The sequence below is a fragment of the Pseudarthrobacter chlorophenolicus genome, from assembly GCF_000962805.1.
Taxonomy (GTDB): domain Bacteria; phylum Actinomycetota; class Actinomycetes; order Actinomycetales; family Micrococcaceae; genus Arthrobacter; species Arthrobacter chlorophenolicus_A.
The window spans coordinates 1-26,401 of the sequence record NZ_JZTW01000023.1 but is presented as its reverse complement, the minus strand read 5'-3'; the positions used below and the strand labels follow the sequence as shown (position 1 = coordinate 26,401).

General features: G+C 67.4%; 18 protein-coding genes and 1 pseudogene. 14 read left to right on the top strand and 5 right to left on the bottom strand.

Translation table 11 applies throughout. The annotated features are described in order from the left end of the window. The first annotated feature begins 26 nt into the window (after positions 1-26). The 4 genes from UC32_RS18070 to UC32_RS18055 all read left to right on the top strand — a co-directional run bounded on the left by UC32_RS18070 (position 27) and on the right by UC32_RS18055 (position 5,393). Positions 27-965 (top strand): proteasome assembly chaperone family protein, encoded by a 939-nt coding sequence (locus tag UC32_RS18070; protein ID WP_045732565.1) that lies wholly within the window; start codon positions 27-29, stop codon positions 963-965. A gap of 52 nt (positions 966-1,017) precedes the next feature. After that, a complete protein-coding gene (locus UC32_RS18065; protein WP_045732564.1) occupies positions 1,018-2,364 on the top strand; it encodes an MFS transporter in 1,347 nt (448 codons plus the stop codon). A 156-nt stretch (positions 2,365-2,520) separates the two neighbouring features. Beyond that, positions 2,521-3,810, top strand: a complete 1,290-nt coding sequence (locus UC32_RS18060; protein ID WP_045732563.1) for a DUF4192 domain-containing protein — start codon at positions 2,521-2,523, stop codon at positions 3,808-3,810. A 281-nt stretch (positions 3,811-4,091) separates the two neighbouring features. Further along, positions 4,092-5,393 carry an RNA polymerase sigma factor gene (locus tag UC32_RS18055; protein ID WP_045732562.1) on the top strand — a complete coding sequence of 434 codons (1,302 nt, stop codon included), beginning with the start codon at positions 4,092-4,094 and terminating at the stop codon, positions 5,391-5,393. A gap of 255 nt (positions 5,394-5,648) precedes the next feature. On the opposite strand, the gene UC32_RS18050 is transcribed toward UC32_RS18055, so the two are convergent. Beyond that, positions 5,649-5,870 carry a DUF7455 domain-containing protein gene (locus UC32_RS18050; RefSeq protein WP_015936820.1) on the bottom strand — a complete coding sequence of 74 codons (222 nt, stop codon included), beginning with the start codon at positions 5,868-5,870 and terminating at the stop codon, positions 5,649-5,651. Between the two features lie 257 nt (positions 5,871-6,127). On the opposite strand from UC32_RS18050, the gene UC32_RS18045 reads away from it, so the two are divergent. Beyond that, positions 6,128-8,236 carry a DNA gyrase/topoisomerase IV subunit B gene (locus UC32_RS18045; protein WP_045732561.1) on the top strand — a complete coding sequence of 703 codons (2,109 nt, stop codon included), beginning with the start codon at positions 6,128-6,130 and terminating at the stop codon, positions 8,234-8,236. A gap of 78 nt (positions 8,237-8,314) precedes the next feature. On the opposite strand, the gene UC32_RS18040 is transcribed toward UC32_RS18045, so the two are convergent. After that, positions 8,315-9,307 carry a M56 family metallopeptidase gene (locus UC32_RS18040; RefSeq protein WP_045732560.1) on the bottom strand — a complete coding sequence of 331 codons (993 nt, stop codon included), beginning with the start codon at positions 9,305-9,307 and terminating at the stop codon, positions 8,315-8,317. 6 nt (positions 9,308-9,313) lie between these two features. Beyond that, entirely contained in the window at positions 9,314-9,697 is a 384-nt protein-coding gene (locus tag UC32_RS18035) for a BlaI/MecI/CopY family transcriptional regulator (protein ID WP_015936823.1), read from the bottom strand. Between the two features lie 261 nt (positions 9,698-9,958). On the opposite strand from UC32_RS18035, the gene UC32_RS18030 reads away from it, so the two are divergent. From UC32_RS18030 to cydD, 3 genes are read left to right on the top strand one after another with little or no spacing between them, the layout of a single operon-like run. Further along, a complete protein-coding gene (locus tag UC32_RS18030; RefSeq protein ID WP_045732559.1) occupies positions 9,959-11,563 on the top strand; it encodes a cytochrome ubiquinol oxidase subunit I in 1,605 nt (534 codons plus the stop codon). Between the two features lie 18 nt (positions 11,564-11,581). Beyond that, on the top strand, positions 11,582-12,631 hold the full coding sequence (cydB, locus tag UC32_RS18025) for a cytochrome d ubiquinol oxidase subunit II (protein ID WP_045732558.1): 1,050 nt from the start codon (positions 11,582-11,584) through the stop codon (positions 12,629-12,631). A 10-nt stretch (positions 12,632-12,641) separates the two neighbouring features. Beyond that, positions 12,642-16,121 (top strand): thiol reductant ABC exporter subunit CydD, encoded by a 3,480-nt coding sequence (gene cydD / locus UC32_RS18020; protein WP_412178035.1) that lies wholly within the window; start codon positions 12,642-12,644, stop codon positions 16,119-16,121. A gap of 28 nt (positions 16,122-16,149) precedes the next feature. Here the strand turns inward: cydD and UC32_RS18015 are convergent, their stop codons facing one another. Then, positions 16,150-16,668 carry a DinB family protein gene (locus tag UC32_RS18015; RefSeq protein ID WP_045732556.1) on the bottom strand — a complete coding sequence of 173 codons (519 nt, stop codon included), beginning with the start codon at positions 16,666-16,668 and terminating at the stop codon, positions 16,150-16,152. Between the two features lie 103 nt (positions 16,669-16,771). Here UC32_RS18015 and UC32_RS18010 point away from each other — a divergent pair, with 103 nt between their 5' ends. Continuing rightward, positions 16,772-17,572 (top strand): acetyltransferase, encoded by an 801-nt coding sequence (locus UC32_RS18010; protein WP_045732555.1) that lies wholly within the window; start codon positions 16,772-16,774, stop codon positions 17,570-17,572. A 25-nt stretch (positions 17,573-17,597) separates the two neighbouring features. Here UC32_RS18010 and UC32_RS18005 read toward each other — a convergent pair whose 3' ends face one another. Beyond that, on the bottom strand, positions 17,598-20,108 hold the full coding sequence (locus tag UC32_RS18005; RefSeq protein WP_045732554.1) for a DNA gyrase/topoisomerase IV subunit A: 2,511 nt from the start codon (positions 20,106-20,108) through the stop codon (positions 17,598-17,600). 82 nt (positions 20,109-20,190) lie between these two features. On the opposite strand from UC32_RS18005, the gene UC32_RS18000 reads away from it, so the two are divergent. The 5 genes and pseudogenes from UC32_RS18000 to UC32_RS17980 all read left to right on the top strand — a co-directional run. Then, on the top strand, positions 20,191-22,875 hold the full coding sequence (locus UC32_RS18000; RefSeq protein WP_045732553.1) for a bifunctional acetate--CoA ligase family protein/GNAT family N-acetyltransferase: 2,685 nt from the start codon (positions 20,191-20,193) through the stop codon (positions 22,873-22,875). Positions 22,876-23,027: 152 nt separating this feature from the next. Next, positions 23,028-23,771, top strand: a complete 744-nt coding sequence (locus UC32_RS17995; protein WP_045732552.1) for a DUF5998 family protein — start codon at positions 23,028-23,030, stop codon at positions 23,769-23,771. Beyond that, positions 23,771-25,021: an alkaline phosphatase family protein gene (locus UC32_RS17990; RefSeq protein WP_045732551.1), complete on the top strand. Its 1,251-nt coding sequence runs from the start codon at positions 23,771-23,773 to the stop codon at positions 25,019-25,021. Before UC32_RS17995 ends, UC32_RS17990 begins: the two co-directional genes overlap by 1 nt. Continuing rightward, positions 25,014-25,745 (top strand): thymidine kinase, encoded by a 732-nt coding sequence (locus UC32_RS17985; RefSeq protein ID WP_045732584.1) that lies wholly within the window; start codon positions 25,014-25,016, stop codon positions 25,743-25,745. The genes UC32_RS17990 and UC32_RS17985 overlap by 8 nt, the downstream gene beginning before the upstream one ends. A 159-nt stretch (positions 25,746-25,904) precedes the next feature. Then, positions 25,905-26,401 (top strand): annotated as a pseudogene (locus UC32_RS17980) (HNH endonuclease signature motif containing protein); the annotation flags it as partial.

Genomic DNA, 26,401 nt, shown 5'->3' with positions numbered 1-26,401 from the left:
ACCCCAACCCGTGAAAGGACCATGGCGTGCTTGAAAGGATCTCCGGCTCCCTGCTGGACCCCGACGCTCTCTATGCGAGCAACATCGAGCTGTTCCACAGCCCTGAGCTTCGCGGCCTGAACCTGGTGATGGGGTTTACCGGCTTCGCGGATGCCGGCCACGTGGTGAAGCAGATCAATGCCGAACTGCTGGACTCCCTTGATGCCCAGCCCGTTGCCGTCTTCGACGCGGACCAGCTGATTGACTACCGGTCCCGCAGGCCCCACGTGAGCTTCGTCGAAGACCATATCCAGGATTACCAGGAGCCGCGGCTGGCGCTCTACCGGCTGGTTGACGGGCTGGGTAAGCCTTTCCTGCTGCTGGCCGGGTTTGAGCCTGATCTTCAGTGGGAACGCTTTGCCCGTGCCGTGGTGGGCATCGTGGAAAAGCTGGACGTCAACCTGGTCACCTGGATCCATTCGATTCCCATGCCAGTGCCGCACACCCGCCCGGTTGGGGTGACGGTCCACGGAAACCGGCCCGAACTCATCGAAGGCATCTCCGTATGGAAGCCAACGGTGGAAGTGCCCGCTGCCGTTGGCCACATCCTGGAGCTGCGCCTCGTCGAGGCCAACCGCAATGTTGCCGGCTACGTCATCCATGTTCCGCACTACCTGGCCGAAGCCGAATACCCCACGGCCGCCGTCGCCGGCCTGGAATACCTGGGTGCGGCCACGTCCCTCATGCTGCCCACGGACCGGCTGCGCGAATCGGGCCGTGACGTGAGCCGCCAGATCGCTGAGCAGATTGAGGCCTCGGAGGAGGTCCAGCAGGTGGTGTCCCGGCTGGAAACCCGTTACGACGAAAAGTCTGACGGCATCGTCCGCCGGTCCCTGCTCGCCGACGAAAATGACGAGCTTCCGGACGCAGATGTGCTGGGCGCCGCCGTCGAGGCCTACCTGGCGCGGGAGAACCCAGGGCAGTAGCCGCCCGGCGCGTAGTCCCGGGCCGGGCAGGGCGTGTTGACATAATGAATTGGTGACTGCACCCCGCGCCTGGCTGATCTGGACCATCGGAGTATTCGGATACCTGGTGGCCGTTTCCCAGCGCACCTCCTTTGGAGTGGTGGGCCTCGAGGCCACCGAACGGTTCCATGCCAGCGCGTCGGCTATCTCCTTCTTCACTGTCCTGCAGTTGCTGGTTTATGCCGCCCTGCAGATCCCGGTCGGGCTGTTGGTGGACCGCTTCGGTTCACGGGCCATGATTGCGGGCGGTGCCGTCCTGATGGGCCTGGGCCAGCTCCAGCTCGCCTATGCCGACAGCATTCCCGGCGGTGTCCTGGGCAGGGTCCTGGTGGGTGCCGGCGACGCCATGACCTTCATTTCAGTGATCCGGCTGATCCCGCTGTGGTTTGCGCCGGCAAGGGTCCCGCTGGTTACACAGCTGACAGGCATGTCAGGCCAGCTGGGACAGCTGATCAGTGTCATTCCTTTTGCCTTCGTCCTGCACGCATCCGGATGGACGCCGGCGTTCCTGATGCTCGCGGGCATGTCCGCCCTCGCGGTGGTGCTGGTGGTGGTGTTCCTGCAGGACGTCCCGCCTGGGGTTGAACGGCCCACGGCCCATCAGGGGCTCAAGGCCACGGGAGTGTCCCTGGCCAGTGCATGGCGCCAGCCGGGAACCCGGCTCGGCATGTGGAGCCACTTCACCATCCAGTTCAGCGGCACGGTTTTCGCCATGACCTGGGGCTACCCGTTCCTGATTTCCGGGCAGGGGCTCGATGCCGGAACCGTTGCCTCCCTGATGGCGCTGTATGTGGCGGCCGCCATGGCGGTGGGGCCGTTCATCGGCCGGTTCGTCTCCAAGCACCCGCTGCGGCGTTCCACGATGGTCCTGCTCATCGCCGCGGTGACGGCGGCGGCCTGGGCGGCGGTCCTGCTGATTCCGGGGCGGGCTCCGTTGTGGCTGCTGGCCATCCTGGTGGTGGCCCTGGCCATTGGTGGGCCGGGATCAATGATCGGGTTTGACTTTGCGCGGACGTTCAACCCTGCGCACCGCATCGGGACGGCAACTGGAATTGTGAACGTTGGCGGTTTCATTGCCGCGCTGACCGCGATCTTCCTTATTGGGCTCGTTCTGGACCTCCTCTACGCCAGCGGCTTCTCCAACGGGGTCCTGTACGGGCTCGATCCGTTCCGCATCGCCCTGAGCGTCCAGTTCCTGCTGCTGGGGTTCGGCGCGGCCGCCGTGATGGGTTGCCGGCGGAAGGTACGGCGGCGAATGGCCGAGCAAGGCGTGGTCGTTCCGCCGCTCCGGACTGCCCTGGCCAGGCAGCGCCGCGAGAACCTGGCCCGGCGCAGCCAGAACACTGCCACGGGAGACTGACCAGTCCTCCACAACCGGTCTCCGCCGTCGTGGGGCGGTGGCTTTCCTGGTGTTTGTTAGTGGATGCCGCCGCTTTCCGACGAAGCCTGGCCGGAGTTGTCCACTTAGGCAGGGCCACGCCTTCCCGGTGACGGCCGCCCGGCGGATCGTGGAGCCATGACAGCTCCCGAAAGACTCACCGTCACCGGACCCGCGGACATCCTCGGTTTCATTCCGCATTCGCTGGGCTACTGGCCTTCCGACAGCCTCGTGGCCATGACCATGCACGGCAGGCAGCTTGGTGCCACGCTCCGGCTCGACCTGCCGTCGCCTGCAGGGGGTGCCGCGCCGGGGCGCTATCTGCAGGCGGTACGCGGCTACCTTGATGCTGACACGAGTGCTGACGGCACGCTGCTCGCCGTTTTCACCAGCGACACGCACGTGGCCGCGGGCAGTTACGGCCCGCTGTTGGCTGGCCTCGCGCCCGTGCTGGATCAGGCCGGCATGCCGGTGCGGGACGCCTGGTACGTCGGCGGGGACTACTGGCGGGACGCATACTGCCTAGATGCCGACTGCTGCCCGGGGCCCGGACGCCCCGTCCAGGAAATCCGCGACAGCGCACTAAATGCGGAAATGGTGTACCGGGGCAGCAGCGTGGGACCAGGGCCGGAACGGCAGGAGACTGGCGCGCGGCCGGTTCCCGCGATGCACCGGGCAGCCGCCATGGAGGCCGAGGAAGAGTGGGAACGCGGGCTGTCGGCGCGGCGCCGCAGCCTGGCACAGTTTCGGCGGGTCCTGGATGTGTGGGAGGACCTGCTGGCCCGTCCCGCTGCGCTGCCCTGGATTCCGGATGCGGACCGCGACGGCTTCCTGTCCGCCTCCCTCCTGGTCCCGCATTGGCGGGACGCTGTGCTGGTGATGAGCGCAGCAGGGAGGAAAGCGGCCGAGGCCGGCGATGAGGGCCTCTATATCTTCGACGATGCCCTTCAGCTGGAGCCGATCAGCCCGTTGGCAGTGCCCGGCCATGACGCCGGAACGTCCGGCGATGCGGGTAGGCCAGGCAGCGCCGCAGGGGAGTGCCGGGGACTAGTAAGGCTTCACATGGCGCACCCTGCGGGACCGGAGTCAGTCGACGGGGAGGTGCCCAACTACGGGGCGGTCCTGATGGGCTTGGCGCCGGACATCCCGGACTGGGCGGGCATGGACGGGTTGGACCGCATCCTGGCGGAGTTGGCTGCGTTGGACGGCCAGGCGGCGGCGGCGGCGCTGACCGGCCGCGGCTGGATCTCATGGTGCCGTGGCCGCGGTTCCTATGCCGCCCGGCACCTGAGCGACGCACTGAGGGCCGAACCTGGGTCCCGGCTTGCGGAACTGATCCTGGAGCTGGTGGAACGTGGATCCATTTGCGGTTGGGCAGCCAGGAAGGAATCAGCCTGGCAGAAGTTCGGCCCCGGAGCTGCTGCGTGAGGGTGGGCTGCCAATATGCACGGCACCTTCGGAACCGGCCCGCTGGAGCCGGGGGAGGCCCGATGCGGCGAAACATGAGACAATGGTTGCCGAGACCCGGTTGGGTCCGTGTATCGAGCACCAGCAGTATCGTCCTTCGGGGAACAATACGGCCGCTCCGGTAGTTGTCTTAAAAGACTCTGCCGGCCGTGGTGGCGCTTGATTTCCATCACGGACTTGACAGGGTCATAGTGGTGTTGCCCGTATGGCGATTCCACAGACCACCGCAAGAAAGGTTTTCTGTGACCCCGTCTTCCACGAAGAAGGACCCCGCCGCCCAGGACAATCTGTCCGCCGAGGAGAAGCAGGCTGCGACCAACGCCAAGCGGGCCGCTACCCGGGCAGCCAACAAGGCTTCCTCCGGCGCGGACGGCAAGCCTGAGCCCAAGAAGCGCGGGCCCAAGCCCGGCGCCAAGGCGGCCGCGGAGGCCGCCAACAAGGCTTCTGCCGACGACGCTGACGAAGTTGAGGACGTCGAGGAGGATCCCGACGAGAGCCTCCTGGAAGGCGCCGAGGCCGCTGAAGAAAGCGAAGCCGCCACGGCCAAGGGTGCCGTAGGCAGCGGCAAGGGCTTTGTCTACTCTGACGCCGACGACGACGACGCCCCCGTCCAGCAGGTCATGTCGGCCGGCGCTACTGCCGACCCCGTCAAGGACTACCTGAAGCAGATCGGCAAGGTGGCCCTGCTCAACGCTGAGCAGGAAGTGGACCTTGCGCTGCGGATCGAAGCCGGCCTGTTCGCCGAAGAGAAGATCGCCGCTGACGACGGCTCCATGGAGCCGAAGTACAAGCGCGAGCTGGAATTCATCATCCACGACGGCAAGCGTGCCAAGAACCACCTGCTGGAGGCCAACCTCCGCCTGGTGGTCTCGCTGGCCAAGCGCTACACCGGCCGCGGCATGCTCTTCCTGGACCTGATCCAGGAAGGCAACCTGGGCCTGATCCGCGCCGTGGAGAAGTTCGACTACACCAAGGGCTTCAAGTTCTCCACGTACGCCACATGGTGGATCCGCCAGGCCATCACCCGTGCCATGGCCGACCAGGCCCGCACCATCCGTATCCCGGTGCACATGGTGGAAGTCATCAACAAGCTGGCCCGCGTCCAGCGCCAGATGCTGCAGGACCTGGGCCGCGAACCCACGCCCGAGGAACTGGCACTCGAACTGGACATGACACCCGAAAAGGTTGTCGAGGTCCAGAAGTACGGCCGCGAACCCATCTCCCTCCACACCCCGCTGGGTGAAGACGGCGATTCCGAGTTCGGCGACCTCATCGAGGACTCCGAGGCCGTGGTTCCCGCCGATGCCGTGAGCTTCACACTGCTGCAGGAGCAACTGCACTCCGTTCTGGACACCCTGTCCGAACGTGAAGCCGGGGTTGTGGCCATGCGCTTCGGCCTGACCGACGGACAGCCGAAGACTTTAGACGAAATCGGCAAGGTCTACGGAGTCACGCGCGAGCGGATCCGCCAGATCGAATCGAAGACCATGTCCAAGCTGCGCCACCCGTCACGTTCCCAGGTGCTGCGCGACTACCTGGACTAGGCAACACGCGCCGGCCGGCCCGTAAGGCCGCCGGTACGCAGGGCAAGGCCAGCGGGCCAGTCCGGATTCCATCCATCAGGGGTCCGGGCCGGCCCGCTGGCGTTTCCAGCCCGATTCGGCTGAAGAGGCGGCGGCTCCGTTCGGCGGACCCGGCCCGGTTCGGCCAAGCCCGCATCGCAGCAAAGCGCCGTTTAAAGCAAAAGGGTGGGACCCCTCCGTTCGGAGGGGTCCCACCCTTTGGACGTTATGCTGTCCCTAGTCGATTTCCACGGCTTCTTTCTGGTGAAGCTTGGCCGTCTCATCGTGCCAGTCGGAGCTCAGGGGCTTGAGCGTCGCTTCGACGGCTCGGGCGTGGTGGCCGCAGAAGAGCAGCTCACCGCCGGAGGACTCGAGTACAACCCGGACATACGCTTGAGCTCCGCAACGGTCGCACCGGTCGAGTGCGTTGAGTGTGCGGTCTGCCACTGCTGTTGTCATAATCGGCCTCCTTAGTAGATCTGTACGTCTATATAACCAGTATTCGTATCCAAACCATCGCAAGGATGGACCAAGTTCGCTGTCCGCGTATCCGCAAGCTTCGGTCAAGATTGGCCACTGCATGGCAGGCGGTGGCCAAGTGGCGCGGTCCACAGGGACGGCAAGGAGTGGCAACCGCAGCTCCGGTCCGGGGCCGACTACCCTAGAGGGAGCGCTTTAAGCGCCTGCTGTTCCGTCCCTGAAGGAGTTCATCACCAGTGGCACCAAGCTCTGAGTACACCGCCCGGCATCTGTCAGTCCTGGAAGGCCTGGAGGCCGTCCGCAAGCGCCCGGGCATGTACATCGGTTCAACCGACTCGCGCGGCCTGATGCACTGCCTGTGGGAAATCATCGATAACTCAGTGGATGAGGCCCTGGCCGGCTTTGGCCACGACATCCGCATCATCCTGCATGCGGACAACTCCGTGGAGATCCACGACGACGGCCGCGGCATCCCCATCGACAAGGAACCCAAGACCGGACTCACCGGCGTCGAGGTGGTCTTTACGAAGCTGCACGCCGGCGGAAAATTCGGCGGCGGGTCCTACACGGCCTCCGGCGGCCTGCACGGTGTTGGCGCCTCGGTGGTCAACGCGCTGTCATCCCGGCTGGACGTTGAGGTTGACCGGGGCGGCAAGACCTACCGGATGTCTTTCCGCAGGGGCGAGCCCGGCCGTTTCAAGGATGTCGGCAGCAAGACCGATCCTGCCGCTGCGTTTACCCCGTTCGTCGACGACTCCGTGCTGGATGTCGTCGGCAAGGCGAAACGCGGCGTCACTGGCACGCGCATCCGCTACTGGGCGGACCGCCAGATCTTCACGCCGGACGCGAAGTTTTCCTACGACGAACTGGCATCCCGCGCCCGGCAGACCTCTTTCCTGGTGCCGGGCCTGAAGCTGACGGTCCGCGATGAACGCCGGGTGCCCGGCACCCCCGGCGAGGCCGGCCCGCACGAGGAAGTGTTCCACCACGACGGCGGCATCTCCGAGTTTGTTGACTTCCTGGCCGCTGACCCGCCGGTGACCGACGTCTGGCGGCTGCACGGTTCGGGCAAGTTCAAGGAAACCGTGCCCGTCCTCGATGAGCGCGGCCACAGCCAGCTGGCGGAGGTTGAACGGGACTGCGAGGTGGACGTGGCCCTGCGGTGGGGCATCGGCTATGACAGCACCGTCCGCAGCTTCGTCAACATCATCTCCACACCGAAGGGTGGAACGCACCAGTCCGGCTTCGAACAGGCGCTGGTGAAGACCTTCCGCAAGGCCGTGGAAACCAACGCCCGCAAGCTCAAGGCCGGCAACGACAAGATAGAAAAGGACGACATTTTCGCCGGCCTGACGGCAGTCCTCACAGTCCGCCTTGCCGAGCCGCAGTTCGAAGGCCAGACCAAGGAAATACTTGGCACCTCCGCTGTCCGCGCCATCGTGGCCAAGGTGGTGGAACGGGAAATCGTCGCCAAACTGGGCTCCGCCAACCGCAACGACAAAGCGCAGTCGGCCCTCCTGCTGGAGAAGATCGTCAGCGAGATGAAATCGCGCATCTCGGCCCGTGTGCACAAGGAAACCCAGCGGCGGAAGAATGCGCTGGAAACCTCCTCGATGCCCACCAAGCTGGCAGATTGCCGCACGGACGACGTCGAACGTTCCGAACTCTTCATCGTGGAAGGCGACTCGGCGCTGGGGACAGCCAAGCTGGCGCGGTCCTCCGACTTCCAGGCGCTGCTCCCCATCCGCGGGAAGATCCTCAACGTGCAGAAGGCCTCCGTGGGGGACATGCTCTCCAACGCCGAATGCGCCGCCCTCATCCAGGTGGTGGGTGCAGGGTCCGGCCGCAGCTTCGACATCAGCGCAGCCCGTTACGGCAAGGTCATCCTGATGACCGATGCCGACGTGGACGGCGCGCACATCCGCACGCTGCTGCTGACGCTCTTCTTCCGCTACATGCGCCCGATGATCGAGGAAGGCAGGGTGTTCGCCGCCGTCCCGCCGCTGCACCGGGTGGAGGTGGTCAACGCCGGGCAGAAGGCCAACGAGATGATCTACACCTACTCCGAGGCCGAGCTGCACGTGCTGCTGGCCAGGCTGGCCAAGGAAGGCAAGCGGTACAAGGAGCCCATCCAGCGGTACAAGGGCCTGGGTGAAATGGACGCCGAACAGTTGGCCGAGACCACCATGGACCCCCGGCACCGGATGCTCCGCAAAGTGGGGATCGCGGAACTGGAAGAGGCCGAGAAGACCTTTGACCTGCTGATGGGCTCTGATGTGTCCCCGCGCAAGGACTTCATCATCGCCGGCGCTGCAAGCCTGGACCGGGAGCGCATCGACGCCTGACAGGGGCTGTTGGCGGGCTTACGGTGCACCCGCGGTGTCCGGCGCACCGTCCGCTTTCAGGGCACAACGGCGAGAGGTTCAGCCCAGCAGGCCGGGCACCACCAGCAGGGCCGTGGGAAGCGCCAGCAGCAGCACGCAGGCGGTGAGGACCAGGCTCCGTGCGGCCCGTGGCAGTCCGGGTTGTGGTGAAAGCAGGCGGCTGACCCGGGACGCCGTAGTGCGGCTGGAGTCAGAGCCGGCAGTTCCCGCGGCGGACTCGAGGCCGGACAATGCCATACCGGGAGCAGCCTGGCCGGTGCCGTGCCCGTTCGGTCCGGCGGACGAACCGCTGGCCACGATGGCGATTGCCTTGATGAGGGTGGCTTTGCTGGCTGTCCGCAGGGCAACGTCGTCGGCCAGCATTTCAATGAGCGAGCTCACCGATTCCTGCGCAAGACGCGTGGTGGGCAGCCAGGGGAGGGCCTGGCGCCACGCGGCGAACGCCCACAGCAGCAGGTGGTGCCGCTGGCTCAGGTGTGCGTTTTCGTGGGTCAGGACGGCCTGGAGTTCTGCTGGCTCGAGGGCCGCCATCAGGCCGTCGGAAAGTACTGTGACAGACCGTGCTCCGCCGGGCAGGCAATAGGCCACCGGGGAGTCATGGCTGATGACCAGCGTGGCGGTGTCCTGGCCTGACGGGGACGCCAGGAGGGCCAGCAGCTCTCGGTGGCGCCACCGCTGCCGCTGGATCCTGTAGTAGGTGAGCAACAGGGTGAACACAAGGTGGGCAGTCAGCAGGGCTGCTGCAGACAGGGCGAAGATGTGCCAAAACCCCAGGGCTGTGGTGGGGGCGTTGAAGAGCACCATGCCGGCCAGGGACCGGAGCCCGGCGATCAGGTTGTCCCCTATGGGCTCCAGGCCGTAGACCAGCATGGCGCCGATCATCGACAGGCCACCTGCCAGTGCGATGGCCTGCCAGAGAATCATGGCCGTAAAGGGCGACCGCGCGGGCCACTGCGCACGCGACAGCAGGATGGGTACCGGCCACGCCAGTATGATCGCCAGGACCGCCAGCAGGTATGAGGCCCAGAACATGGTGGGCTAGACGTGACCCAGCAGTTTGCGCAGTGTTTCGGCTTCACCCTCGGAGACGGACCCGATGAACCGTGCCAGTACGGCTTCGCGGTCCGGAGCCGACCCCAGCACCTCATGCATGAGTTCGGCCGTGTGGTCTGCGCGGCTGGACACCGCCTGATAGCGGTGCGGACGGGTTCCGCGTTCCCGCTCCACGAGGCCCTTCTTCTCCAGCCTGGACAGCACCGTCAGCACCGTGGTCACGGCAAGTTCCTTGCCCTCATGGCCGGGGCCGCCCTGAGCGGCGGACGTGCGGGCCAGCTGGTCCCGCAGAGTGTTGGCCGTGGCTGCTTCCTGGCCCGCCCAGAGCAGGTCCATCACTGCCCGTTCCAGTTCACCAAGACTAGCCATTGCACTTTTCCTTTTTGTCCCCGCACCGCACGCTTCCTGCGCCGGTGACTGCTCAACGGTTAAACAACTACAGATTCAAATTTACCCTGAAACCGCCGGACTTTCTACGTTGGGTAGAACACGTGGCGCGCGGGACAGTTAGGCCCCATGCTGGTATCGGGCGGTGCGTTTTCCGCCGGACAGCAAGTTGTTCTACACTCTGTAGAAGTTGAACTTCTACGAAACGTAGAAGTTTGAGTTGGCCTAGAGTAGGGACCTGCCTTGGACGCCTTGGAAATAGCACGCTGGCAATTCGGCATCACCACCGTCTACCACTTCATGATGGTCCCGCTGACCATCGGCCTGGGCCTGGTGGTGGCTGTCATCCAGACGGCCTGGCACCGCACGGGCAAGCCCGAGTATCTGCGGATGACCAAGTTCTGGGGCAAGCTCTTCCTCATCAACTTCATCATGGGCGTGGCCACCGGCATCGTCCAGGAGTTCCAGTTCGGCATGGCCTGGAGCGAATACAGCCGGTTCGTCGGCGATGTGTTCGGAGCGCCCCTGGCCTTGGAGGCCCTGCTGGCCTTCTTCGTGGAGTCCACCTTCCTGGGGCTGTGGATCTTTGGCTGGAAGCAGCTGAAACCAGGCATCCACCTGGCCTGCCTCTGGGTAGCGGTGATCGGATCGGTCTTCTCCGCCTACTTCATCATTGTGGCCAACAGCTGGATGCAGCACCCGGTAGGCGTCGAAATGATCGACGGACGCCCGGTCATGACCAACGCCTGGGCCGTCTTCACCAACAACACCGCCCTGGTAGCCGTACCGCACACCCTCTTCGGCGCCCTTGCGGTGGCCGGCGGCTTCCTGCTCGGCATCGCCTGGTACCACCTGTGGCGCCGGCGCCGCGACGGCGTCGACACCGTCGGTCCCGACGGCAAGGTCGTTCCCGGCGAGTCCGCCACCATCCCGGGCCGTGACCGGGCAGACCACAGCGTCTGGATCCGCTCCCTGCGCATCGGCGCGGTGGTGGCCATGATCTCCTTCGCCGGCACCGCCGTCACCGGCGACCTGCAGGGCAAGCTCATGTTCGAACAGCAGCCCATGAAAATGGCCGCAGCGGAAGCGGCCTGCCACGACGGCACGGGGTTCTCCGTGCTGAGTATCGGCAACATCGGCTCCCAGAACTGCGACGACATCGTGGCCGTCATCGAGGTCCCCGGAATCCTCTCCTTCCTCGCCAAGGGCGACTTCACCACCGAGGTGAAGGGCGTGAACACGCTCCTGCCCGAGTACAAGGAGAACTACGGCACCCACCTGCCGGACAACCCCATCTACGGTGAGCGCGCCGGCCAGGAAATTGAGTACCTGCCGGTCATGGAAGTGACCTACTGGGGCTTCCGGATGATGATTGGCTTCGGCGGACTCGCCGCGCTGGCGGCTGTGGTGGCGCTGTGGCTGACCCGGAAGGGCACCGTGCCCGAATCGCCGTGGCTCATGCGGCTTGCCATCTTCGGCATCCTCGCCCCGTTCGGTGCGAACGCCGCAGGCTGGATCTTCACCGAGATGGGCCGGCAGCCGTTCGTGGTGGCCCCCAATCCGGACCCCAGCGGCATCGACCAGGTGTTCATGTTTACGGCCGCGGCCGTCTCACCCGGGGTTTCCGCCGGCGAGCTGGTGGCTTCACTGGTGACCCTCACAGCGGTCTACGCCGTCCTGCTGGTGGTGGAGGTGAAGCTGCTGGTGAAGTACATCCGCGGCGGCGTGGTGTCCGCCATGCCCGAACTGGCCCATGTCCCCGCCGATGAGAACGAGGACGAAACGCCGGGTTCCGGCGGACCAGGCGGCGCCAAGCCCGCCGACGACGTCCTGGCCTTCGCCTACTAAGCGCAGAGGAATTCGACAATGGAACTGCTGCCCACCATCTGGTTCATCGCCATCGCGGTCCTGTGGACCGGCTATCTCTTCCTTGAGGGCTTCGACCTCGGAGTGGGGATGCTGATGAAGATCTTCGCCCGGAACAACACCGAACGCCGGGTCCTGCTGAACACCGTCGGCCCGGTCTGGGACGGCAACGAGGTATGGCTGCTGACCGCCGGCGGCGCCACGTTTGCGGCGTTCCCGCTCTGGTACGCCTCCCTGTTCTCCGCCCTCTACCTTCCCCTGCTGGTGGTCCTCGTAGCCCTGATTTTCCGCGCCGTGGCCTTCGAGTACCGCGGCAAAGTTGATACGGACCGCTGGCGCGCCCGGTGGGACTGGGCCATTGCCCTGGGATCGTTTTTCGCCGCCTTCGGCGTCGGAGCGGCGCTTGCCCTGACCACCACCGGCCTGCCCCTGAATGCCAACGGCGACCGTGAGGGCGGCGCCTTTGCCTGGTTCAGCGGCTACGCCGTACTGGGCGGCGTGGCCGTGGTGGGCTTCTCGCTGGTCCACGCTCTGGCCTTCCTTGCGCTGAAGACCGACGGCGAGGTCCGGCACCGTGCCCGCGCCTGGTTCGTGCGCCTGCTTCCGGTGCTGATCCTTCCCATTGCGGCCTGGGCGCTCAGCATTCAGTTCCTGGACGGCAAACCCTGGACCTGGGCCCTCGTGGTCCTCGCCGTAGCCGCTGCCGCCACCGCCTGGACTCTCGCCCGCACCGGCGCCGAAGGCAGGGCGTTCCTGGCACTGGGCGCCTTCCTGGTGCTCGGCACGGCCTCCATCTTCGGCGCAGTGTTCCCCGTGGTGCTGCCCTCCACCCTGGACAGCGCCTTTGACCTGACCATTTCCAACGCCTCGTCCTCGGACTACACGCTGGGGCTCATGACCATCGTTGCCGCGTTCGGCCTTCCGCTCGTGATCGCCTACCAGGCATGGACCTACTGGGTCTTCCGCCGCCGGGTCAGTACCGAATCCATTCCGGAAGCCCACAGCTTCCTGCCTGCCATCGCCGCCAAGGCGTTCACCACCAAGGGCTGACGTGCGGCCCATGCTCCCGCCGGGACCTGCAACGCGCTCCGCCGTCTACTGGCTCGGCCTGCTCGCAGCGCTGAAGGCACTCTCGCTGGTCCTGATGGGACAGGCGGTGGCGGCCGCCCTTGCGGGGCTGGCGGCCGGGGACCCTGTCCGTCCGGACCAGCTCACACTGGGCATGGCCGGCGTGGTCCTGCGGTCCGTCACCGTGTGGGGGCAGGCCGTGGCTGCCCGGCGCGCCGCGCTGGGCATCAAGGAGGAACTGCGGGCCGGGCTGCTGGAGCGGACGCTGCGCAACGGAGTACGCGAAACCGGTCCCGCGGACGGTGGCCTCGCCGTGCTGGCCACACGGGGCCTGGATGCCCTGGACAGCTACTACACCCAGTTCCTGCCGGCGCTGGTGAACTGCGCCGCTGTGCCGCTGCTGCTGGGCGCAAGGATCCTCTTCGCAGACTGGGTCAGCGCAATAGTGATCGTCCTGACAGTGCCACTGGTTCCGCTGTTCATGGTGCTGATCGGCCGCTATACCGAAGACAACGTGCGCGAGGCGCAGGCGTCGCTGGCCCGGCTCTCGGCGCACATGCTGGAACTCGCCAAGGGACTGCCCGTCCTGGTGGGCCTGGGCCGGGCCACGGCCCAGCGGAAAGCACTCGAGGAGATCTCGGAGGAATACCGCTCGCGCACCATGGGGACCCTGCGCACCGCTTTCCTCTCCGCCCTGGCGCTGGAACTCATCGCCACCATCTCCGTGGCCGTGGTGGCCGTGTTCATCGGCGTGCGCCTGGTGCACGGCGACATGCCGCTCGAAGCCGGCCTGCTGGCCCTGATCCTGGCACCGGACTGCTACCTGCCGCTTCGTGAGCTGGGCACGGCGCACCACGCCAGCGACGACGGCCGGGTGGCCCTTGCCGGCGTCACCGCCGTCACGGACGCCCCCGAGCCGAAGCCACTGCCTGCCGTGCCTGCGGGAAGGCCCGGAGCGCCGCTCACTGTCACCGGGCTCACCGTGACCTACCGCGGAAGGTCACGCGCCGCCGTCGGGCCCCTGACGTTTGAAGCGCCCCAGAGCCGGATCACCGCACTGGACGGACCCAGCGGTGCCGGCAAGAGCACAGTCTTGGGCGTCCTGGCCGGCACCATCGGGGACGGTGCAGGGGCAGCTGTGACCGGGACGTTGGCCGGGTTGGACCGGAACGCCGTGGCCTGGGTGCCGCAGCATCCTGTGCTGGTGGCCGACAGGGTGCTGGACGAGGTGCTGCTCTACCTGGGCTCCCGCCCACGCAACGCCCGGGACAGTGCGCTGGCTGAGGAAACCGCCCGCGCCTGCCTTGCCCGCGCAGGTGCCGGGCACCTCGCGCAGAAACATCCTGCCGAACTAAGCCCGGGGGAGCTGCGCCGCGTCGCGCTGGCGCGAGGCCTGGCGAGGATCGATGCCGGAGCAACTGTGCTCCTGCTCGATGAGCCCACCGCGCACCTGGACGCCGATTCGGCGCAAGCCGTCGAAGACGCCATTCACGGGCTGCGCGGCAAAGTGACGGTAATACTGGTGGCCCACGAGGAGCGGACCCGCAGTCTCGCCGACGTGCTGGTGCCAATCGGCGCAGAAGCGGGACCGGAGGCTGCAAAGCAACAGAACACGTTGCCCCCGGCGGCGGCGCCGGCGGATGCAGTCCACGCTCCCGTTGCCGCCTCACGGGCCTCCAAGGCTGCAACGCGGCGGGTTGAATCCAGTGCCACCGCCGGAACCGCGGGCCGTCCCGGCCGGGGCGGTATGCAATTCCTGGCTCCGTTGCTGGCGCCGGTGCGGGGAAAGTTCGCTGCGGCCGCCGTAGTCGGCACGTTCGCAGCAGTCTTCGCTGTGGCGTTGTCCGGGTTGTCCGGCTGGCTGATCATCCGCGCCAGCGAGCAGCCGCCCATCCTCTACCTGCTGACCGCCATTGTTGGCGTGCGCTTCTTCGGCATCGGCAGGGCAGTGCTCCGCTACTGGGAACGGCTGCTGCTGCACGACGCTGTGTTCGCCGCGTTGACCAGGCTCAGGGGAAGGCTGTGGGCGTCTCTGAGCCGCAGGGCGTTGGCCCTGCGGCGGCTCCTCCAGGGCGGCAACGTGCTGGGCACCGTGATCGACGACGTCGACACCGTCCGGGACCTCCTGCCCCGGGTGGTGCTGCCCCCCGTCACAGCTGTGGCAGTCGCCGTGCTGGCTGTGGGAACCACCTGGCTGGTGGTCCCGCCGGCACTGCCGGCGGTCATCGCCGCCGCCGCGGCGAGCCTGCTGCTGGCGCCCGTCCTTGCGCTCTGGGGCGACCGGAAGTCGGCGACCGCGGAGCAGGTACTGCGCTCCGGGGTGCTGCGCCGCATCTCGGCTGCCCTGGATGCCCGGGCGGAGCTGTCCGCCAACGGTGTGGCGCCGCGGGTGCTGGACGGACTCCGCAGCGAAGACCGCAAGGCCACCCGCGCCTCCCAGCGTTCGGCCTGGGCAGAGGGCCTGGGCCACGCGGTAACCGCAGCCGCCTGCGGTGCCGCCGCACTCGCCAGCGCGTGGCTGGCGGCCCCCGCCGTCCTGGACGGACGGATCGAGCCGGCCATTGCCGCAGTGGTGGTCCTGCTGCTGCTGGCCCTGGTGGAACCCTACTCGGCGATGACGACGGCGGTACGCCAGTTCCCGGCTTTGCGCGCGGTCCTGCAGCGCGTGGCGTCGTCCGGGGCGCTGGACGCGTCCGGGAACGCGAAGGACGACGACGGCGGAACCACGGACGGGCTGCAGCCGGTGCCGGAGCGTGACGGCGGCGTTCCCGGCCTGGAGCTGGCGAACCTCGCGGCGGCGTGGCCCGGCGGCGCACCGGTCTTCACCGGGCTCAATGCGGTTGCGGGGCCGGGGCATTGGCTGGCCGTCACAGGCCCGTCCGGCTCGGGGAAGTCCACGCTGCTCTCGGTCCTGCTGGGATTCCTGCCGCCAGCCGCAGGGAGTGTGCGGGTGTCCGGCGGGGTGGCATGGTGCCCGCAGGAGGCCCACCTCTTCGACTCGACCATCCGCGGCAACCTCCTGCTGGGGCGGCCCGCGGTGGGACCGGACAAAAGGGAGCAGGGCGGCAGTGAACGGGACATCGCGGGGGAGGGCGCGATCGAACAGCACATGGCAGCGGTCCTGACCGCCGTCGGCCTCACCGGGCTGATGGAACGGCTGCCCGCGGGACTGGACACGCGGATCGGTCCCGGCGGCGCTTTCCTCAGTGGCGGTGAACGCCAGCGCCTTGCAGTGGCCCGCACCCTGATGACCGGTGCCGAGGTGATCCTGTTGGATGAGCCCACCGCGCACCTGGACGCCGAGTCAGCCCGCGCCATGCTGCACGACCTGAGGGCCGGGCTGCGGGACCGGACAGTGGTGCTGGTAACCCACCACGCCGCCGATATTCAGTCCGGGGACGTCCGGTTGGTGCTCGCGCCGGCCGGGGAACACCGGGAGCCCGGCCGGGAAGCAGCGGAGGTGCGGGCCTGACGCCCGCGCCGCCCGCGCGCCCGCGGAACTATCCGTCGACGTCGTGCAGGTGGTGGACGACGTCGTGCAGGAAGTACCGCGCGAGCGTCAGGACCGTGAACTCTGAACCGTTGCTGCGCAGCCCCCTGCGGTCCCATTCGGATTCGCGGACCCCTGCGAAGGACTCCGCCACCTGCTGGCCCTCGGCGGCCAGCTCGGTGTTGACCACTGCCGGATCGGCGTTGGCATAGTCCTTTTCGATGGCCGTCAGGTCCTGGTCCCAGTTCTCAAACTTCGCGTCGTCGGAGTCCAGCATCAGGTTCAGGCGCTGGTCGAACAGGCTGAACACATCGCGCACGTGGCACGCGTACTCCAGCGCGGACCAGGTGTTGCCGTCGGGGCGCTCGGCAACCTCCGGCCGGCGCAGGACGGCCCGCCACCGGGGCAACATGTTTTCGATGGTGCCGGGGACCGTTGCCGGTGTGGTGGTGGAGGGGTCGAACGAACAATCGGGGCAGGGGCGGTCCAGGACCCAGGTCCAGTCCTTCTCATCAGGCACGATAGGCATGGGAGCAGTCTAAGCGGAGAGCTGTTACATTGGCCGTTCGCGGCGCCATAGCCATCGACGGCATGGCACGCCCGGCCACCTCATCGATCCGAAAGCAGCCGCAATGACGCATCCCGACGCCCATCGGTTCCTCCGGGCCTACGACTCCCAACTGCGCCTCGCCCCCGAGGTGGCCGGGGCTTCGTCAGTGGTCGGGCTAGGTCCCCTGCTGCTGGCCACGTTCGACGGCGGACGCGGGTTCGTCACCTACGCTGGCCTGGGCGGGGCGTCGGCGGCCACTGTCGCGGCCTGGGTGGGGGAGGCCCAGGCGCACTTCCACGCAGACCCTGCGGTGCAGTCCGTGGAGTGGAAGACCCGGGAGCACGACGCCGCACCGGGCCTGGACACGGCACTGCTGGCTCACGGTTTCGTGCCCGCCGACCCCGAATCAATCATGATTGGCGCCGCGGCCGCCCTGGTGGTGGAGGTCCCCCTGCCACCAGGGGTTTGGCTCCGACAGGTCACCGAATCAGCGGATGTCCGCGCCGTGAGCGCCATGCAGGACGTCGCGTTCGGGGGCAGCGTCTCGGAAGCGCGGGCCGACGACCTGCTCCGGCGGCTCGCTGCCGGTGATGGAACCGAGCTGTGGGCAGCGGGCCACGAGGACCGCATCATCAGCGCCGGGCGCCTTGAACCGGTGGCAGGGACGGACTTCGCCGGCATCTGGGGCGGGGCCACACTGGCGCCCTGGCGCGGACAGGGCATTTACCGGGCCCTCACCGCACAGCGTGCCCGGTCCGCCCTGCGGCTCGGCAAGACCCTGATCCACAGCGACTCCACCGGATACTCGCGCCCCATCCTCGAGCGCTACGGGCTCGTCAAGGTCTCCACGACCACGCCGTACAACTGGAGCAGGGAACCTTGATCCGGCGCCGCGTGCCGGGGCGGGACTAAGCCCCGGCGGCAGCCTCCGGCCACGCCATTGCGGCACCCACCACGTCCACAGCCTGGGACAACGGGATACCTGAACCATCTCGGCGGCCGTGCTCCTGCGGAAGTGACCTGGCTACGCCCGCGGCCGAGGACGCCTTGGCCGGGCCATGTCCGGCCCACGCCAGCAGCAGCGTGTCCTCGCCCTTCAGGAACCGGTGCGCGCGCACACCCGCGGTGGCACGGCCCTTCACCGGGTACTCGGAGAACGCCGTCACCTTGGCCGTGCCCGGGGCAGTCCCCGGAAGGGCGCCGTTGGTGCCGGCGATGGTAACTACGACGGCGGCCTCGTCCTGGGCGCGCACCGCGCCGAAGAATGTCACGCGATCGCCCGCGGCCAGTTTGATGCCAGCCATTCCACCCGCCGTCCGGCCCTGCGGACGCACGGCAGAGGCGGCAAACTTCAACAGCTGGGCCTGGGCCGTCAGGAACACCAGTTCGGCATCATCAGCCGCAGCCGGTGCCACGCCCACCACGAAATCCTTGTCCTTGAGCGCGATGATTTCCCAGTCCTCGCGGTTCAGCGGGTACTCCGGCTGGACCCGCTTCACCACGCCCTGGGCGGTCCCGATGGCGAGTATTTCGTCCAGCGGGGCAAACGCCACCAGGGTTTCGCCCTTCAGCAGCGTCAGGAAGTCCTTCGCCGGAACGCCCCCGGCCATGTTGGGCAGGCCCGCCACGGGCGGCAGGACCGGCATGTCCATCACCTGGAGGCGGAGCATCCGGCCCTGGGAGGTGATGGCAGCGATCTCACCGCGCGCTGAGGTCTTCACCACAGACGTGAACACGTCGTGCTTGTTCCGTGGTCCCGCTTCCGCCAGTGGTTCCTGGTTGCTGGTGCGCCCAATCTGACCCGAGGCTGTCAGGATGGCCCAGCATGGATCGTCGGCGATCTCCAAGGCGAGGGGAGCGGGTTTGCCCTTCTTGCTGCCCGCAAGTTCTGCCGCAACGGTGGGGGAGACGGCTTCGGATTCCAGCAGGATGGTCCGGCGGGGCGTGCCGTGCTCCTCGGCAATCGCTGCGAGTTCATCGGATACCAGTGAACGGAGCAGTTCCTCGGAGTTGAGGATGGCTTCGAGTTCGGCGATCTCGCGGCGCAGCTGGTCCTGTTCCTTCTCCAGCTCGATCCGCGAATACTTGGTCAGCTGGCGGAGCCGGAGTTCCAGGATGTAGTTGGCCTGGATCTCGGTGAGGTCGTAGATGGACATCAGGCGCTCACGGGCGGCGGCGGCCTCATCGGAGGACCGAATGATCTGGATGACCTCGTCAATGTCCACGATGGCGATGAGGAGGCCTTCCACCAGGTGCAGCCGGTCCTTCTTCTTGCCCAACCGGAAGATGGTGCGGCGGCGGACAACGTCGATGCGGTGATTGACGTAGACGGACAGCAGGGCCACCAGGCCGAGGGTCTGCGGCTGCCCGTCCACCAGCGTGACGTTGTTGATGCCGAAGGAATCCTCCATCGGCGTGTACCGGTAGAGCTGCTGGAGCACCGCGGTGGGGTTGAAGCCGTTCTTCAGCTCGATGACCAGGCGCAGTCCGTGCTTGCGGTCCGTCAGGTCCACGATGTCGCTGATGCCGGTCAGCTTTTTGGCGTTGACCGCGTCCTTGATTTTCTCGATGACCTTTTCGGGGCCAACCATGTACGGCAGTTCGGTGACCACCAGGCCAGTGCGGCGGGCCGAGAGCTGCTCCACCTCAACCTTGGCGCGGGTCTTGAAAGAGCCCCGGCCCGTGGCATAGGCGTCGCGGATGCCGTCCAGGCCCACGATCCGTCCGCCGCTGGGCAGGTCCGGGCCTGGAACGAACCGCATGAGGTCCTCAAGCGTGGCTTCCGGGTTGGCGATCAGGTGCCGGGCGGCGGCGATGACCTCCACCAGGTTGTGGGGGGCCATGTTCGTGGCCATGCCGACGGCGATGCCGGTGGCGCCGTTGACCAGCAGGTTGGGGAACGCCGCCGGCAGCACGTCCGGCTGGGTCAGCTGGTTGTCGTAGTTGGGGACGAAGTCCACCACGTCTTCATCGAGGTGGCTGGTGAGCGTGAGGGCGGCAGGGGCCAGCCGGGCCTCCGTGTACCGCGGCGCTGCCGGGCCGTCGTCGAGCGATCCAAAGTTGCCGTGCCCGTCGATCAGGGGCAGCCGCAGCGAGAAGTCCTGGGCCATGCGCACCATGGCGTCGTAGATGGCGGCGTCACCGTGCGGGTGCAGCTTACCCATCACCTCGCCCACCACGCGGGCGCTCTTGACATGCCCGCGGTCCGGCCGCAGGCCCATGTCGCTCATCATGTACAGGATGCGGCGCTGCACCGGCTTGAGCCCGTCGCGCGCATCCGGCAGGGCCCGGGAGTAGATCACGGAGTACGCGTACTCCAGGAACGAACCCTCCATCTCGGAAGTGACGTCGATGTCGACGATGTTCTCCGTGAAGGGAGTGGTGTCCGCGACGGGTGCTGGGCTTTGGCGGCGGGCCATGGGGGTGGTGAATCCTTCGGTTACTGGGGGCTGCCGGGCAGGGTACTGCTGCGCTGCGGCAGTTTTTGGCTAGGCTAAGCCTATGGTGGATCAGCCCGGGGACGGCGAATATCCGGAACATTGGGAAGCCGATGTCGTCCTGCGCGACGGCGGGACAGCCCATTTGCGGCCCATCCACCCGTCCGATGCGGAGGCCATCCAGACCTTCCATACCGGGCAGTCGCAGAACTCAATTTACATGCGCTTCTTCGCCTTCAAGGCACGGCTGTCAGCCAAAGAGCTCAAACGGTTCACCGAAGTGGACTACAGGGACCGGGTGGCGTTCGTCATCACTATGCGCGGGGAAATCATCGGGATCGGCCGCTACGACCGGTTGGATGATCCCACGGAGGCCGAGGTTGCCTTCAACATTGCCGACGCGCACCAGGGCAGGGGAATCGGCTCCATCCTGCTCGAACACCTCGCCGCGGCCGCCCACGAGAACGGCATCCAGCGCTTCAGCGCCGAGGTGCTGCCCGAGAACCGCAAAATGCTCATGGTCTTCTCGGACGCCGGCTATGACGTCAAACGCCATTTCGACGACGGCGTGGTCAGCCTCGAATTCAACATCGACCCCACCGAAAAATCGCGGGCCGTCATGGAATCCCGCGAGCACCGCGCCGAGGCGAGGAGCGTGCGGGACCTGCTGACGCCGTCGTCCGTGGCCGTCATCGGTGCCAGCCGCAAGTGGGGGACCGTGGGCTACCAACTGCTGGAGCACATCGTGGAAGGCGGCTTCTCCGGGCCCGCCTACGCCATCAATCCCGAGGCGCTGGAACTGGCCGGCATGCTGTCCTACGGCCGGCTGACCGAAGTGCCCGAGCCCGTGCAGCTCGCGGTGATCGCCGTGCCGTACGAGGAAGTTCCCTCGGTCGTGGAGGACTGTGCCGCCGCCGGCGTCAAAGGCCTGGTGATCGCTTCGGCGGGTTTCGCCGACGACGGCGAACGCGGCCTTCAGCGGCAACGGAACCTTGTGCGCCAGGCACGGGCGAGCGGGATGCGGGTCATCGGCCCGGCCTCCCTGGGCATCATCAACACCCACCCCGGGGTCCGGCTCAACGCCTCCATGGCGCCCACCCTGCCGCGACGCGGCGGGCTGGGGCTGTTCAGCCAGTCCGCCGCCATCGGCGTCTCGCTGTACGCGGCGTCCAGCCGCCGGCGCCTGGGCATGTCGACGTTTCTCTCGGCCGGGAACCGCGCCGACGTGTCCGGCAACGACATCATGCAGTACTGGGAAGACGACGCCGACACCTCCGCCGTAGGCCTCTACCTGGAATCGATCGGCAACCCGCGCAAGTTTTCCCGCATCGCCCGGCGCCTGGCCCGCACCAAGCCGGTGATCGTGGCCAAGTCCGACACCATGGGCCTGCGCCTGCCGCCGGGCCACGCCGTCCGCACCACCCAGGCGCCGGGCGGTGCCCTGGACTCCATGCTGCGCCAGTCCGGCGTCATCCGCGTCGGAACCATCGAGCAACTGGTGGATGTGGCGCAGGTTGTCGCGGGCCAGCCGCTGCCCGCGGGGCCCGGCCTGGCAATCCTCAGCAACTCCCAGGCGCTGGGCAAGGTCGTTGCGGACAGCGCAGCAGACCACGGCCTCAGCGTGGAGCAGCTGGTGACCGGGGTGGACCTCGATGCCGGCCGGTCTGTCGCCTTGCCGGCCCTGCGCGCAGCGCTGCTCGAGGCTTTGCGCCCGTCGCACGTCCACGCCGCCGTCGCAGCGCTGCTGCCGGCCCGCGGACTCACAGTGGACAGTATCGCTGAGTGCCTCGCCGACGTCTCAGCCGAGGCCGGCAAACCCGTGGTGGCGGCGTTCACCGGCATCATGGACGACTCCGTCTACGTTGAAGGCATGGTGGGGGCCGCGGACAAGGCTGTTCCCTGCTTCTCCAACCCCGGGGCGGCCGTGGCAGCGCTCGCCGCCGTGGTGAGGTACTCGGAATGGGTGTCACGGGACCACGGCCACTTCGTGGAACCGTCGGGCTGCGATCCCGCGCGTGCCCGCGCCGAACTCGACGTGCAGCTCCGCGACGTCAAAGGGGAGCAGCTCAAGCAGCTGGATTCCGCAGCGGCGGCCTCGCTGCTGGGGCACTACGGCATTTCCGTGCTGCCGTCCGCGGCCTTTGACACCCCTGACGAAGCAGTGGAAGCCGCCGAGGTTCTCGGCTGGCCTGTGGCCGTGAAGACGACGGACCCCGCGCTGCGGCACAGGCTGGACCTGGGCGGCGTCCGCCTGGACATCCAGGACGCCGAGTCGCTGCGCAGGGATGTGCTCCAGATGCGCCGAGCCCTGGCTCTCTATGGTGATCCGGCCCTGGAAGTGCAGTCCATGGCACCGGTAGGCCAGGCGTGCACGTTCCGGGCCATTGAGGACCCGCTGCTGGGGCCGGTCGTCTCCTTCGGCCTGGCCGGCGATGCCGTGAACCTGCTGGATGACTGGTCGCACCGGGTGCCGCCGCTGTCCGCCGCGGACGTCCACGATTTCATCCGGGCGCCCCGGGCGGCGCGGAAGCTGTTCGGATACCAGGGTCTTCCCGCCGTCGACGTCTCCGCACTGGAGGACCTGGCCGGCCGGCTGGCCTGGATGAAGGACAACCACCCCGAGATCGCCCTGGTGGAGTTCAACCCTGTGCTCTGCGGGACGAACGGGGCCACCATCCTGGCGGCCGACGTCCGGATCGGGAACGCCGCCCAACGCACGGACAGCGCACGGCGGGCCATGCGGGGCTGATAGAGCGTCGATTCTCAGGCCTGCCTGCTACGTGATCCGGCGATGCTTGTGCCTCACCTGTTCTTGTGTCTGTGGTTCGCTTGCCCTCCGTTTCTCCGCGGCGGGCAGCGGGCGGTTAGCAAAGTGAGCGGCGCATCTGTGAAAATGGGGTAATGAGCTCCCAGCCTCCCGCCTCGGCGCCTGAAACGCCCGGCAATGAAAACCAGGCCATCCGCCACCACAGCTCACACAGCCACAGTTCGCAGGGCCAAAGCCTGGACGGTGCCCTCCAAAAGGCCGGTTTCTATCCGCGCCTCGTAGCAGATGTGGTGGACGACGCCCTGGACGGCCGCGACTGCGTGGCCCACCTGGTGCACCTGGAAACCCACTTTGACCGTGCCGAAGTCCGCCGCCACATCACGGTGCTGGTCCTGACTGCCGACATGCTGGTCATCACCCACGTGGACGACCAGCAGCTGGACGAGGCAGGCGAGCAGATCGTTGCCCAGATCTCCACGGAGTCCGTTCCCGTGGCCCAGATCCGTTCGGTGGTCCTCAGCTACATGTACGCCCAGCCGCAGAACTACAAGCCGTCCGATCCCGTGCGGGAGCTGACTCTGTCCATTGCCTGGTCCGGCGGCCAGCGCCTGGACATGGGTCCTGCCAGCTGCGGCGATCCCCAATGCGAAGCGGACCACGGCTATACCGGCACGATTGCGCAGGAGGACATCGTCCTGCGGATCAGTGCGGAGGCCGACGGGCTGCAGGCAGTCCAGGACGCGAAGCTCTTTGCCCGGGCCCTGCGGGCCGTCAACACGGGATCCACTTCGCCGGTACCCCACGTTCAGTCACTGCCGCCCCGGCCCCGCGCCGGTGTGTTCGGCACGCGCCTCAGCCGCGGCCACCAGCAGCGCTGATGCCCGACGAGCGCCCCCAAGTACCCCCGGCCGCCCCTGCAGCTTCCGCCGCGCTGCCCGGACCGGCGTCGGACCTTCCCCCGGCACCGGCCTACGGACACCGCTCCGTGGCCGAGGTGCTGACCAGCGCCGCCGCCAGCCTCGGAATCGGCGGGTTTAAGAACACGCTGAAGCTGCCGCCGTCGAAGCGGGTCTGCGTCGTGGTGGCAGACGGCCTGGGCAGGAACCTGCTCAAGCAGAAGTCCGCCCACACACCCTTCCTCCGCTCGGTCATCCAGGCGGGGCAGGGCGAGGTGCCCGTCTGGCTCGACTCCGCTTTTCCCTCCACCACCGCCGCGGCCCTCTCCAGCCTTGGCACCGGACTGCCGCCCGGCCAGCACGGCATGGTGGGCTACGACGTGCTCGACCCGCAGCAGGACAAAGTGGTCAACCTGCTGGGGAACTGGGACCCCGGAGTGGACCCCAACGACTGGCAGCCCCACCCCACGGTGCTCGAGCGGGCAGCCGAACATGCCGACGTCACCACCATCAGCCTGCCCCAGTTCGCGGATTCGCCCATGACCCGCGCAGCCTTGCGCGGTGGGCGGTTCATCTCCGGTACCACGTCCCATGCGCGTACCGCGTCCGCAGCGGATGCCATGTCCGGCAGCGGGCCGTCGCTGATGTATTTCTACCTGAACGAACTGGACAAAGCCGGGCACCGCTACGGCTGCCAGTCCCAGCAGTGGGAACACCAGCTTGAGGAACTCGACGCCACCGTCAAGCGGCTCAGCGCCTCGCTTCCGGCCGGGACCACGATTCTCCTCACCGCTGACCACGGGATGCTGGACGTGCCGGAACCGCATCGGATCGATTACTCCGCCGAGCCCGCACTGGTGGACGGCGTACGGCACACTGCCGGCGAACCCCGCATGGTCCACCTCTACCTCGAGGAGACGTCCGGGGCAGCGGACCGGGACCGGCTCCTGGCCGCATGGCGGAACCGCTTCGGCAGCAAGGTCTGGGCTTTTACCCGGGACGAAGCTGTGGCCGCCGGGCTCTTCGGTGCCGTGCGGCCCGCCGTCGAAGGCAGGATTGGCGACGTGATGATCGCAGCCCGGGACTCCCTGGCACTTTACGACACCCGGCGCAGCCGCCCCACCGCCATGGAGGTGGTGGGCCAGCACGGGTCACTGACCAAGGCGGAGCGCGAAGTTCCGCTGCTCTGCCTCACGGCCGGCGGCGGCAAGGGTGGGCGCCGCCGTGGCTGAACTCGTCTTTTTCTCCGGCACGATGGACTGCGGCAAGTCCACCCTCGCACTGCAGATGGACCACAACCACCGGGCCAGGGGCCGCGGCGGCGTACGGTTCAGTCGGAACGACCGTGCCGGCGAATCACGGATCTCCAGCCGCCTGGGCCTGGAAACCGACGCCGTCGAGGTGGTGGATGGCACGGACTTCTGGGAGGAAGTCATGCGTCGGCGTACCCACGGCCAGCGCGTCGACTACCTCATCTGCGATGAAGCACAGTTCTACACGCCCGGGCAGGTGGAGCAGCTCGCCAAAGTAGTGGATGAGATCGATGTGGATGTTTTCGCGTTCGGGATCACCGCGGACTTCCGGACCCGGCTGTTTCCTGGCTCGCAGCGGCTGATCGAACTCGCTGACCGTGTCCAGGTCCTGCAGGTTGAGGCTTTGTGCTGGTGCGGTCGCCGCGCCACGCACAATGCCAGGACGGTCGACGGCGTCATGGTCACCGAGGGCGCGCAGGTGGTGGTGGGCGATGTGGACATGGGGGCCGACGGAGCTTCCGGTGCCGGTGGCGAGCATGTCCCGGTGGTGGGGTACGAGACCCTCTGCAGGCGGCACTTCATGCGCCGTGTCACCGCCCATGGGGCCAACCTGATGGCCGAGCAGGACCAGCTCCTGCCCTTCGACGTCGACGCCTGTCTCTGGCACGGATCCGGGGGACCGGCCGCGGGGACCGGCGCGTAGCTGCTCCCTTTGGCGTTCCGGATTCGACGCTGAGGGCGATTCGGGCGGGGACGGGGCCCGTACGATGTGGCTTCACCTTCCGGCACGAATGTCAGACCCTCGCGCGATGATGCCTGTATGGAAAACGCGGCAGCTTCTCGGGTCGAGGAGACAGGGGTGATGGAGGCTGTTCGGGCCTCTGTCGACGGCCTTGACGCGCTGTTCCTGTCGGACGCGGAGCTGGGCCTGGTTGATGACTCTGCTGTCTTGGCTGGCCGTGACGATGCCGGTGCCGCCGCTGGCCCTGCCGGCATGGCTGACGTGGATGTGCTGGGGCGGAAGTCGGAGCTTCGGCTGCAGCGGCTGGCGTTGTGGAAACAGCTGGAAGCGCAGGTTGCGGCGGGCAAAGCCCAGGACGCGGCGGATTTCGCGGAGTTCCAGGAGGGGATGACGCCGCCGGAGGCCACGGGGTCGCGGCGGGCGTTCGTGGAGATGTCCACGACGGCGGAGATCGCCGGGGTCCTGACCCTCAGCCCTGGCGCAGCGGCGGCGTTCATCAGCCAGTCCCGGAAAGTCTGCGCCATGCCACTGGTGTTGGGTGCGCTGGCTGCTGGATCAATGTCGTGGCGGCACGCGGTGATCGTCGCCGACGAAACAGACTGCCTCGCCCCCGAGAA